At 63.7% G+C, this 11,290-nt stretch carries 10 protein-coding genes; 9 read left to right on the top strand and 1 reads right to left on the bottom strand.

All coding sequences use genetic code 11. The annotated features are described in order from the left end of the window. Positions 1–10: 10 nt before the first annotated feature. From benC to DM807_RS17140, 9 genes are all read left to right on the top strand, one after another. Entirely contained in the window at positions 11–1,021 is a 1,011-nt protein-coding gene (gene benC / locus DM807_RS17180; RefSeq protein ID WP_012272323.1) for a benzoate 1,2-dioxygenase electron transfer component BenC, read from the top strand. 145 nt (positions 1,022–1,166) lie between these two features. Next, a complete protein-coding gene (locus tag DM807_RS17175; protein ID WP_012272322.1) occupies positions 1,167–1,928 on the top strand; it encodes a 1,6-dihydroxycyclohexa-2,4-diene-1-carboxylate dehydrogenase in 762 nt (253 codons plus the stop codon). 57 nt (positions 1,929–1,985) lie between these two features. Next, complete coding sequence (locus tag DM807_RS17170; RefSeq protein ID WP_012272321.1) at positions 1,986–3,314, top strand: MFS transporter; 1,329 nt, start codon at positions 1,986–1,988, stop codon at positions 3,312–3,314. A gap of 28 nt (positions 3,315–3,342) precedes the next feature. Beyond that, positions 3,343–4,257, top strand: a complete 915-nt coding sequence (catA, locus tag DM807_RS17165) for a catechol 1,2-dioxygenase (RefSeq protein WP_012272320.1) — start codon at positions 3,343–3,345, stop codon at positions 4,255–4,257. Between the two features lie 120 nt (positions 4,258–4,377). Next, positions 4,378–5,577, top strand: coding sequence for a benzoate/H(+) symporter BenE family transporter (locus tag DM807_RS17160; RefSeq protein WP_060514999.1), 1,200 nt, complete (start codon positions 4,378–4,380; stop codon positions 5,575–5,577). Between the two features lie 54 nt (positions 5,578–5,631). Beyond that, positions 5,632–6,882 (top strand): OprD family porin, encoded by a 1,251-nt coding sequence (locus DM807_RS17155; protein ID WP_179027596.1) that lies wholly within the window; start codon positions 5,632–5,634, stop codon positions 6,880–6,882. Positions 6,883–6,956: 74 nt separating this feature from the next. After that, on the top strand, positions 6,957–8,015 hold the full coding sequence (locus DM807_RS17150) for a metal-dependent hydrolase (RefSeq protein ID WP_179027595.1): 1,059 nt from the start codon (positions 6,957–6,959) through the stop codon (positions 8,013–8,015). A gap of 69 nt (positions 8,016–8,084) precedes the next feature. Beyond that, a complete protein-coding gene (locus DM807_RS17145; RefSeq protein ID WP_012272316.1) occupies positions 8,085–8,996 on the top strand; it encodes a LysR family transcriptional regulator in 912 nt (303 codons plus the stop codon). A 100-nt stretch (positions 8,997–9,096) separates the two neighbouring features. Continuing rightward, positions 9,097–10,077, top strand: a complete 981-nt coding sequence (locus DM807_RS17140) for an LLM class flavin-dependent oxidoreductase (RefSeq protein WP_179027594.1) — start codon at positions 9,097–9,099, stop codon at positions 10,075–10,077. 47 nt (positions 10,078–10,124) lie between these two features. Here DM807_RS17140 and nemA read toward each other — a convergent pair whose 3' ends face one another. After that, positions 10,125–11,222, bottom strand: coding sequence for an alkene reductase (gene nemA, locus DM807_RS17135; RefSeq protein WP_179027593.1), 1,098 nt, complete (start codon positions 11,220–11,222; stop codon positions 10,125–10,127). Between the last annotated feature and the right edge of the window lie 68 nt (positions 11,223–11,290).

Here is an 11,290-nt window from a genome sequence, read left to right as displayed (position 1 = left end):
GAGGTGCAACATGAGCTACCAGATCGCACTGAATTTCGAAGACGGCGTTACCCGTTTCATCGAGGCAAGCGGCCACGAGACCGTGGCCGATGCCGCCTATCGCCAGGGCATCAATATTCCGCTGGACTGCCGCGACGGTGCTTGCGGCACCTGCAAATGCAAGGCCGAATCCGGGCGCTATGACCTGGGCGACAACTTCATCGAAGACGCCCTGAGCGAAGACGAAATCGCCGAAGGCTACGTGCTGACGTGCCAGATGCGCGCCGAAAGCGACTGCGTGATCCGCATTCCGGCTTCGTCGCAGCTGTGCAAGACCGAGCAAGCCAGTTTCGAGGCGGCCATCAGCGATGTGCGCCAACTGTCGGCCAGTACCATTGCCCTGTCCATCAAGGGCGAGGCCCTCAGCCGCCTGGCATTCCTGCCGGGGCAGTACGTCAACCTCAAGGTGCCGGGCAGCGAGCAAAGCCGCGCCTACTCGTTCAGCTCACTGCAGAAGGACGGCGAAGTCAGCTTCCTGATTCGCAACGTGCCGGGCGGGCTGATGAGCAGCTTCCTCACCAACCTGGCCAAGGCCGGCGACAACATGAGCCTGGCCGGGCCGCTGGGCAGCTTTTACCTGCGGCCAATCCAGCGCCCGCTGTTGCTGCTGGCGGGAGGGACCGGGCTGGCACCGTTCACTGCAATGCTGGAGAGGATCGCCGAGCAGGGCAGCGAGCATCCGCTGCACTTGATCTATGGCGTGACCAACGACTTCGACCTGGTCGAACTCGACCGCCTGCAAGCGCTGGCGTCGCGCATCCCCAACTTCACCTACAGCGCCTGCGTGGCCAACCCGGACAGCCAGTACCCGCAGAAGGGTTACGTGACTCAGCACATCGAGCCACGCCACCTCAATGACGGCGATGTGGACGTGTACCTGTGCGGGCCGCCACCGATGGTAGAAGCGGTCAGCCAGTACGTGCGTGAGCAGGGCATTACCCCGGCCAACTTCTACTACGAGAAGTTCGCGGCGGCGGCCTGACTCCTTTACCCCGAACACAACACTGCCCCCTGTAGGAGCGGGTTTACCCGCGAAGAGGCCGGCCGGTACAGCGGTTATGTCTTGTCGGACGCATTCGCGGGTAAACCCGCTCCCACAGGGATCGTGGTGAACCGGAGAGATGGATATGAACAATAGATTCCAAGGCAAGGTCGCCCTGGTCACCGGTGCCGCTCAAGGCATCGGCCGGGGTGTGTGTTGGCGGCTCAAGGCCGAGGGCGCGCAAGTGGTCGCGGTAGACCGTTCCGAGCTGGTCCACGAACTGGCCGGCGAGGGCATGCTCACCCTCACTGCCGACCTGGAGCAACACGCTGACTGCGCCCGAGTCATGGCCAGTGCGGTCCAAGCCTTCGGCCGCCTGGACATCCTGGTCAACAACGTTGGTGGCACTATCTGGGCCAAGCCTTTCGAGCACTACGAAGTCGAGCAGATCGAAGCCGAAGTGCGCCGCTCGCTGTTCCCGACCCTGTGGTGCTGCCATGCCGCGCTGCCGTACATGCTCGAACGCGGCAGCGGCGCCATCGTCAACGTCTCGTCCATCGCCACCCGTGGCGTCAACCGTGTGCCCTATGGCGCGGCCAAAGGTGGCGTCAACGCGCTGACCGCGTGCCTGGCCTTTGAAACCGCCGGCCGCGGCATCCGCGTCAACGCCACCGCGCCCGGCGGCACCGAAGCACCGCCCCGGCGCGTGCCGCGTAACAGCGCCGAGCAGAGCGAGCAGGAAAAACGCTGGTACCAGCAGATCGTCGACCAGACCCTCGACAGTAGCCTGATGCACCGCTACGGCAGCATCGACGAGCAGGTGGGCGCCATTTTGTTCCTTGCCTCTGACGAGGCTTCGTACATCACCGGCGTGACCCTGCCGGTAGGGGGCGGCGACCTCGGCTGAGCAGCAACCTCACGGCAACAGCTTTCCTCCACAACAAAAACAAGAGCGACAGATGCCATGCGAACCCTTGACGTACACCCGATCATCGATAATGCGCGCTTTACCCCGTTTCACTGGATGGTGATGGCCTGGTGCGGCCTGCTGCTGATCTTCGACGGCTATGACCTGTTCATCTACGGCGTGGTACTGCCGGTAATCATGAAAGAGTGGGGCCTGACCCCGTTGCAGGCGGGTGCGCTGGGCAGCTATGCGCTGTTCGGCATGATGTTCGGCGCCTTGGCATTCGGCAGCCTGGCCGACCGCATCGGGCGCAAGAAGGGCATTGCCATCTGTTTCGCCTTGTTCTCGGGGGCGACCATTCTCAATGGCTTCGCCAGCAGCCCGAGCGAGTTTGGCATCTACCGCTTCATTGCCGGCCTGGGCTGTGGCGGCCTGATGCCCAACGCCGTGGCACTGATGAACGAGTACGCGCCCAAACGCCTGCGCAGCACGCTGGTGGCGATCATGTTCAGCGGCTATTCGCTGGGCGGCATGCTGTCGGCGGGCGTTGGCATCTTCATGCTGCCGCGCTTTGGTTGGGAATCGATGTTCTTCGCCGCTGCGGTGCCACTGTTGCTGTTGCCGGTGATCCTCTACTACCTGCCGGAATCCATCGGTTTTCTGGTGCGTCAGGGCCGTAGCGATGAAGCGCGCAAGCTGCTGAAACGGCTGGACCCGAACTGTGACGTGCAGGCCGATGACGTGCTGCAGGCGGCTGATCGCAAAGGCAGCGGGGCGTCGGTACTTGAGCTGTTCCGCAACGGCCTGGCGATTCGCACCCTGGCGCTATGGCTGGCGTTCTTCTGCTGCCTGCTGATGGTCTATGCGTTGAGTTCCTGGCTGCCCAAGCTGATGGCCAACGCCGGTTACAGCCTGGGTTCGAGCCTGTCGTTCCTGCTGGCCCTGAACTTTGGCGGCATGGCCGGGGCGATCCTTGGTGGCTGGCTGGGTGACCGCTACAACCTGGTCAAGGTGAAGGTGGCGTTCTTCATTGCCGCTGCGCTGTCGATCAGCCTGCTGGGGGTGAACAGCCCAATGCCCGTGCTGTACCTGCTGATCTTCATCGCCGGCGCCACCACCATCGGTACGCAGATTCTGCTGTATGCCGGCGCTGCGCAAATGTACGGCTTGTCGGTGCGCTCCACCGGGCTGGGCTGGGCTTCGGGCATCGGCCGCAACGGCGCCATCGTCGGCCCGCTGCTGGGCGGCGCGCTTATGGGTATCAACCTACCGCTGCAACTCAATTTCATAGCCTTCGCCATCCCTGGCGCCATCGCAGCGCTGGCCATGGCCGTGCACTTGGCCAGTGGTCGGCGCCACGCTCAGGCCGTTGCGGCGCAGGCCTGAACCGAAAAGAACAAGATGAGGTAAACCCATGACCGTGAAAATTTCCCAAACTGGCGAAGTACAGCAGTTCTTTGCAGAGGCCGCAGGCGTTGGCAACGATGCCGGCAGCCCTCGGCTCAAGCGCATCGTGCAGCGTGTGCTGCAGGACTCTGCGCGGCTGATCGAAGACCTGGAGATCAGCGAGGACGAGTTCTGGCATGCCGTCGACTACCTGAACCGCCTGGGTGGCCGCGGCGAAGCCGGGCTGCTGGTGGCGGGCCTGGGCCTCGAGCACTTCCTTGACCTGCTACAGGATGCCAAGGACCAGCAGGCCGGGCTGGTCGGCGGCACCCCACGCACCATCGAAGGCCCGCTGTACGTGGCCGGTGCACCGATTGCCCAAGGTGAAGTGCGCATGGACGACGGTAGCGAGGAGGGCGTAGCCACGGTGATGTACCTGCAAGGCCAGGTGCTCGACCCGCAAGGGCAGCCGCTGCCAGGCGCCACGGTGGACTTGTGGCATGCCAATACCCGTGGCACCTACTCGTTCTTCGACCAGAGCCAGTCTGAATACAACCTGCGTCGGCGCATCGTCACCGATGCCGAAGGGCGTTACCGCGCACGCTCCATCGTGCCGTCGGGTTACGGATGTGACCCGCAGGGGCCAACCCAGGAGTGCCTGGACCTGCTGGGCCGCCACGGCCAGCGCCCGGCGCATGTGCACTTCTTCATCTCGGCGCCGGGTTACCGGCACCTGACCACGCAGATCAACCTGTCGGGGGACAAGTACCTGTGGGATGACTTTGCCTATGCCACGCGCGATGGGCTGGTGGGGGAAGTGGTGTTCGTCGAAGGCGAGGCGGGGCGGCATGCCGAGTTGAAGTTCGACTTCCAGCTGCAGACGGCCCTGGGCGGCGCGGATGAGCAGCGCAGCAACCGGCCACGGGCGTTGCAGGACGCCTGAACCACCGAGTTGGCTGCTACGGGGCTCGCTCGCTCCCATAGGGATCGCGCGAGCCCCCGAAACTGCCAACACAGAACAAGAGCCAGCCTCCAAGGCCGGCCGATGCCTTGCGAGAGTCTCATGACAACCTTGATCAAGGACAGCTCGCTGTCCGCCATCATCGCCGGCTGCATCGCCACGATGATCTCCTACGCCGGCCCGCTGGTGATCATCTTCCACGCCGCCGAAGCCGCCGGCCTGTCGCACCAGCAACTGTCGTCCTGGGTCTGGGCCGTGTCCATGGGCAGTGCCGTGCTCGGTGCGCTACTGAGCCTGCGCTACCGCGTACCGGTCGTGATCGCCTGGTCCATCCCAGGGTCGGCGCTGCTGGTCACCGCCTTGCCGCAACTGGGGCTGGAGCAGGCCGTGGGCGCCTATCTCGTGGCCAACCTGGTTCTGCTGCTGATTGGCATCAGTGGAGCCTTCGACCGCATTATTGCGCGGCTGCCGGGCTCCATTGCCGCCGGCATGCAGGCCGGCATTCTGTTCAGCTTCGGCATCGAGGTGTTTCGGGCCTTGCCGTTGCAACCCATGCTGGTGTTGGCGATGTTCATCACCTACGTGCTGATGCGCCGGGTGCAGCCGCGCTATGCAGTGGCTGCGGTGCTGTGCGTGGGCACCGTGGTGACCGTGGCCAGCGGTGCGTTCCGTAGCGAAGCACTGGTGCTTGAACTGGCCTCGCCCCAGTGGGTCTCTCCGCAGTTCAGCCTGGCGGCTGTGTTCAGCCTGGCGCTGCCGATGGTGCTGGTGGCGCTTACCGGGCAGTTCATGCCGGGCATGGCGGTACTGCGCAACGCCGGCTACCCCACGCCTGCCAGCCCGCTGATCAGCGCCAGCGCCCTGGCCGGGGCACTGCTGGCGCCATTCGGCTGCCACGGGCTGAACCTGGCGGCGGTCACCGCCAGCCTGTGCACCGGCCATGAAGCCCATGAAAACCCGAGGCGGCGCTACGTGGCGGCGGTAGCTGGCAGTGCGCTGTACCTGCTGCTGGGCATTGCCGGGGCCACCTTGATGTCGCTGTTCGCAGCCTTTCCTGCCGCACTGATCGCCGCCCTGGCCGGTCTGGCCCTGTATGGCGCCATCAGCGAGGCATTGGCCCGCAGCCTGGCAGAACCGGCCGAGCGCGATGCCGGGCTGTTCACCTTCCTGGTCACCGCGTCTGGGGTGGCTTTCCTGGGCCTGTCGGCGGCGTTCTGGGGGCTGTTGTTCGGCCTGCTGGCTCACGCACTGCTCCGGCTGCGCCAGCCACGTGCCCAGGAGGTGCTGCGCCGTAACCCATGACCTGCCGTGTTCCCAACGCTTTACCCATAAAAACAAGATCAAGAGAGCTTCGGAATGAATCACACCCCTTGCGTTGTCCTGGGCCTGACGTTGCTCAGCCAGCCACTGCTGGCTGCCGAAGGCGGCTTCTTCGAGGACTCGAAGGCCACCTTGAGTGCCCGTAACTACTACTTCAGCCGCGATTTCTCCGACATCGTCGGGGCCAACAGGCAGTCCAAGGCCGAGGAGTGGGCCCAGGGCTTCATCCTCGACTTCAAGAGCGGCTACACCCCAGGCACGGTCGGCTTTGGCGTGGATGCCCTGGGCCTGCTTGGCATCAAGCTCGACAGCAGCCCCGACCGGGCCAACACTGGCCTGCTGCCGGTGCATGGCGATGGCCGCGCTGCCGACGAGTACAGCCGCCTGGCACCCACCTTCAAGGCACGGCTATCAAAAACCGAGCTGCGTATAGGCGAGCTGCAACCGAACCTGCCGGTGCTGACCTTCAGTGATATTCGCCTGCTGCCACCGACCTACCAGGGCGCCAGTTTGAGTTCGTCGGAAATCGACGGGCTGACCCTGCAGGCCGGTCACTTGAAAAGCACCCACCTGCGCAACGAGGGCGGCGATGGCAAGATGAACGCGATGCTCGGCCATGTGCCGATGCGCCAGGCTGAGAGTGATGCGTTCAACTACGTGGGTGGCGACTACGCCTTCAATGCCAACCAGAGCAGTGTCAGCCTGTGGTACGGGCAACTCGAAGACATCTACGAGCAGGGCTTCGTCGGCCTGAAGCACAGCAAGCCAGTGGGCGACTGGGTACTCAGCGCCAACCTGGGGTACTTCACTGCACGCGAGGATGGCGATGCTTTGCTGGGCAATATCGACAACCAGGCCTTCTTCTCGATGTTCACCGCCCGGCATGGCGGCCACAGTTTCCATGTGGGTTACCAGGGCATCTATGGCGACAGCCCGTTCCCACGGGTATTCGCCAACATTTCGCCGCTGGGTAACGAGGTGCCGACCTATGAGTTTGCCTATACCGACGAACGCTCGTACCAAGTGCGTTACGACTACAACTTCGCCGCCATGGGCGTACCGGGGCTGACGGCGACCGTTCGCTACATAACGGGTAACAATGTCGATACCGGGCTGGGTTACGAAGGGCGTGATCGCGAGCGTGACCTGGATATTGGCTATGCGGTGCAGAGCGGGGTGCTGAAGGGGCTGGGGATTCGGGTGCGCAATGCCATGGCGCGGTCCAACTACCGCAGCGACATCGACGAAAACCGCCTGACGCTGGTCTACACATGGCAACTGTTCTAGGCCATCCGGGGGAATTGCGCATCAGGGGTGTATGAAGGTAGCTTCCGAATACGACTCTTTCAGGAATGCCAACCTTGGACTCCATCACCCAAGCCGTACTGGGCGCGGCCCTGCAAGGGACCGTGCTCGGGCGCATTCAGGGCCGCCGCTCGCTGCTGTATGGCGCCGCACTGGGTACGCTGCCAGACCTGGATGTGATCATTCGCTACGCCGACCCGGTGTCGCAGATGACGTACCATCGCGGTTTCTCCCACTCGTTGTTCGTGCTCACCGGGCTGGCATTGCTGTTGGCCTGGCTGGTCAACACATGCTGGCCCGGCAAGGGTTATACCTTGCCCAGGCTTTTTCTGGCGTTTTGGCTGGTATTGGTCACCCACCCGGTGCTCGACGCCTTCACGGTCTACGGCACGCAGTTGTTCTGGCCTTTGCAGACCACGCCGCAAAGCTGGGCGGCGGTGTTCATCATCGACCCGGTCTACACCTTGCCGCTGCTGGTTGGGGTGATATACGCCATCATCAAAGGGATGACCGGCAAGGCTACACGCCTGCTGACCCTGGCATTGGCATTGAGCACCTGCTACCTGGGTTTCGGCCTGGCCGGGCGCATGGCGGCCGAGCAGCGTTTCCAGGCAGCGCTGGACCAGCAAGGTATCGTCGCGAATGAGGTACGTGCCGTGCCGATCGCATTCAACAGTTTGGTCTGGCGGGTACTGGCCAAGACGCCGAATGGCGATTACTACGAAGGCATCAGCAGCGGGTTTGACCGGCAAGTGCCTGAAATGCAGCGTTTGCCGCGCAACCTGGCGCTGGCGCAAGCATTGAAGAACGATCCTTTGCACCAGCGTTTGCGTTGGTTCACCGATGACTGGTTGCGGTACGACCAGATAGGCGACGCGCTGGTGGTCACCGACCTGCGCATGGGCATCCCCGGGAACTACACCTTCCGTTTCAACATGGCGCACCGTGATCACCAAGGGCACTGGGTGGTCGATGTACCTTCGCAGTGGAAAGGCAGCGGGCCTGGTTCGATGCTTGATGGTGATGATCTGCTGCTCATCTGGCGGCGCATTGTCTATCAGCAACCACCCCTGCCGCTGGCCAGCTGGACAGACCGCTACCTTGAAGGTCGATAGGGGCCAGCACCTTGTATTGGCTGGAATTGCACCCATCTAAGGCGGTCTCATCAGCGTCAGGATAACACCATGGAACCCAACCGCTTCGGCGACATCGCCGCCTTCGTCAGCGCCGCGAAGGCTGGCAGCTTCACCGCCGCCGCTGCCAGCCTGGGCCTGACCCGTTCAGCGGTGGGCAAGAGCATCGCGCGCCTGGAAGCACGCATGGCGGTACGCCTGCTCAATCGCACCACGCGCAAACTGAGCCTCACCGATGAAGGCCTGGTGGCGTTCGAGCGCTGGCGGCAGATTCTGGATGACCTGGACGAAGTTGAAAGCACCATGGCCCAGCGCCGTGGCAAACCCACCGGCACCCTGCGCCTGACCGCGCCGCTGTCGCTCGGCCAGCGCCATGTACTGCCGATTCTCGACCAGTACCTCAAGCAATGGCCCGAACTGCGTGCGGACATCCGTTTTACCGACCGTTTCGTCGACCTGGTGGAGGAGGGCGTGGACGTCGCCGTGCGCATAGGTGCCCCCAAGGAGGACTCGCAGTTGCTGACTCGCACGGTGGCCTGGCAGCAGTTCGTGACCTGCGCATCGCCTGCTTATCTGGAAAAACGCGGCGTACCTCAAGTGCCCGGTGACCTCTACGGCCACGACAAGATTGCCTTCCTCGCGGGCGAAAAGGCCATGCCCTGGCGCTTTCACACCGAAGCCGGCCTGCACCTGTGCGAAGACCCCGGGCGGCTGAACATAGACAGTTCCGAGGCCATGCTCGACGGCGCCCGGGCCGGTTTCGGGCTGATTCACCTGCCCACCTACATCACCGGCGACGACCTGCGCGCCGGCACCCTGGTGGAAGTACTGCATGGCTACCGGCCACCGGCAGACCCGATTCGCATCGTGTACCCGAGCAAACGCCACTTGTCCCCTCGGGTACGCGGCTTCATCGATTTGCTGGTGGCCAGCTGGGAACCGGGCGTGCCCTGGGAATACTGATTGGGGAATGACAGGCCCCTATGCCGGGCCTGAAGCTGGGTTTATCGCTGGCGGCGGAGCATAGAAACTGTCAGCCACTGATAATCCCACTGGAGACCCCATGACTGCACTGTCCGTACTGGATCTGGTCATGATCGGCGAAGGCAAGACCTTCGCCGACGCGATCGAAGAATCCCGCCAGCTGGCGCGGCATGTCGAGCAACAGCACTACAGCCGTTACTGGATCGCCGAACACCATGACATGCCGGGCATCGGCTCGGCTGCCACTTCGCTGGTGATCAACGAAATTGCCAATGCCACCCAACACATCCGTGTCGGTGCCGGTGGCATCATGCTGCCCAACCATGCACCGTTGGTGGTGGCCGAGCAGTTCGGCACCCTCGACACCTTGCACCCAGGCCGCATCGACCTGGGCCTGGGCCGTGCGCCAGGTACTTCCGGGCCGACCGTGCGCGCCTTGCGCGGTGCCGCGCCGGAGCGTGATTTCAGCCAGGACATCGCCGAGCTGCGGGATTACCTGGCCGACAATGGTAAACGCCGAGTGCGTGGTGTGCCCGGCAGCCACGATGTGCCGGTGTGGATCCTTGGTTCCAGCCTGTTTGGCGCCGATCTGGCGGCCAGGCTGGGCCTGCCTTATGCCTTCGCCTCGCACTTTGCCCCGCGTTACCTGCTGCAGGCAATTGCCCATTACCGGGCCAACTTCCAGCCTTCCGAGCAGTTGGCCAAACCCTATGTGATGGTGGGCATGAACCTGTTCGCCGCCGCCAGCGATGCCGAGGCGGACTACCTGGCCAGCTCGCACCGCAAGTGGATGCTGGACCTGCACGTCGGGCGCTTGGGCTTGTTGCCCAAACCGCAGGAGGGCTATGTCGAACGCCTGCCTGAGCATGAGCGTGCGGTACTTGAACAGGTCATGGCCTGTACGGTGGCCGGTGGGCCACAGCGGGTACGGGAAGGGCTGCGCTCGCTGATCGAACAGACCGATGCGGACGAGCTGATGATCGACTGCCGCATCCATGACCCGCTGGCGCGGCAGCGCTCGCATGCCTATGCAGCGCAGGCGCTGGCTGAACTGCGTTAAAGCTGCTGGCAAGAAAAACGGGAGCCAGCTGAGCTCCCGTTTCAGCATCAAGCCTGCTTCAGGAACGGATAGTCCGTGTACCCTTCAGGCCCATTGGCGTAATCGAACTGCGCCCTGTGCTCATTCAACGGCGCCTGCACCCGCAGCCGCTCCACCAGGTCCGGGTTGGCGATGTAGCTGCGCCCAAACGCCACGGCATCGATCAAGCCGCGTGCGATCAGGTCTTCACCTTTCTCGGCGGTGTAGGCACCTGCTGCGATGATCACCCCTGGGTAGGCCGCGCGTATCGCCTGGCGGAATTCGTCACGCAGCGGCTTGCCGCCAGCCCAGTCCGGCTCGGACAGGTGCAGGTAGGCAAGGTTGCGCTTGGCCAGCTCGCGGATCAGATACAGACCAGCGGCTTCCTGGTCTTCGCCATTGTCCACGCCATTGAAGCCACCCAGCGGGAATACACGGATACCCACACGTTCGGCGCTCCAGCTGGCAATGGCTGCGTCCACCGCTTCAAGCACGATGCGTGCACGGTTTTCGACACTGCCGCCGTAGCGGTCTTCGCGCTGGTTGGCGCTTGGCGTCAGGAACTGATGCAACAGATAACCGTGCGCAGCGTGCAACTCGATGAAATCGAAGCCAGCCGCGCGGGCATTGACCGCTGCCTGACCGAAGTCGGCAACGATCTCGGCGATTTCCGCTTCGCCGAGCGCCCGTGGCGCCGAGGTTTCCACGCGCATCAGGTTGCCTTGCTCGTCACGCAGGGTCGTACGCGCACCGGCCGGCAGCGCCGATGGCGCCACCGGCGCTTCGCCGCCAGGTTGCAGCGAGGTGTGCGACACCCGCCCGGTGTGCCACACCTGAACGGCGCTGTGGCCGCCATCAGCATGAATACCTTGGTTGATGTGCTGCCAGGCAGCGATCTGTTCGGCGCTGTGAATGCCGGGCGAGCCGGAGTAGCCCTTGGCCTGGAAGGAGATCTGCGTGGCCTCGGTGATGATCAACCCGGCGCTGGCGCGCTGGCGGTAGTACTCGGCCATCAGCGCGGTGGGTACGTCGCCCGGTTCCAGGCTGCGCAGCCGGGTGAGGGGGGCCATGAACACACGGTTGGGCAAGGTGAGTGGGCCGATTTGCAGCGGTTGCAAGAGTTTCATTGCAGCTCCAGAGGTGAAAAACCAATGGTGCGCACGATACCGAGGTGATTGGGGAAAGGGGGGACCGG

This window comes from Pseudomonas hunanensis (genome assembly GCF_013393325.1).
GTDB classification, from domain to species: Bacteria; Pseudomonadota; Gammaproteobacteria; order Pseudomonadales; family Pseudomonadaceae; genus Aquipseudomonas; species Aquipseudomonas putida_P.
Note: the sequence above shows the minus strand (reverse complement) of the source record. Positions and strands in the feature narration are given on the sequence as shown.

What these genes read in the sequence shown, in the direction of transcription:
- benC (WP_012272323.1), top strand. Translation starts at nt 11, where the DNA reads ATGAGCTACCAGATCGCACTGAATTTCGAAGACGGCGTTACCCGTTTC.
- DM807_RS17175 (WP_012272322.1), top strand. Translation starts at nt 1,167, where the DNA reads ATGAACAATAGATTCCAAGGCAAGGTCGCCCTGGTCACCGGTGCCGCT.
- DM807_RS17170 (WP_012272321.1), top strand. Translation starts at nt 1,986, where the DNA reads ATGCGAACCCTTGACGTACACCCGATCATCGATAATGCGCGCTTTACC.
- catA (WP_012272320.1), top strand. Translation starts at nt 3,343, where the DNA reads ATGACCGTGAAAATTTCCCAAACTGGCGAAGTACAGCAGTTCTTTGCA.
- DM807_RS17160 (WP_060514999.1), top strand. Translation starts at nt 4,378, where the DNA reads ATGACAACCTTGATCAAGGACAGCTCGCTGTCCGCCATCATCGCCGGC.
- DM807_RS17155 (WP_179027596.1), top strand. Translation starts at nt 5,632, where the DNA reads ATGAATCACACCCCTTGCGTTGTCCTGGGCCTGACGTTGCTCAGCCAG.
- DM807_RS17145 (WP_012272316.1), top strand. Translation starts at nt 8,085, where the DNA reads ATGGAACCCAACCGCTTCGGCGACATCGCCGCCTTCGTCAGCGCCGCG.
- DM807_RS17140 (WP_179027594.1), top strand. Translation starts at nt 9,097, where the DNA reads ATGACTGCACTGTCCGTACTGGATCTGGTCATGATCGGCGAAGGCAAG.
- nemA (WP_179027593.1), bottom strand. Translation starts at nt 11,222, where the DNA reads ATGAAACTCTTGCAACCGCTGCAAATCGGCCCACTCACCTTGCCCAAC.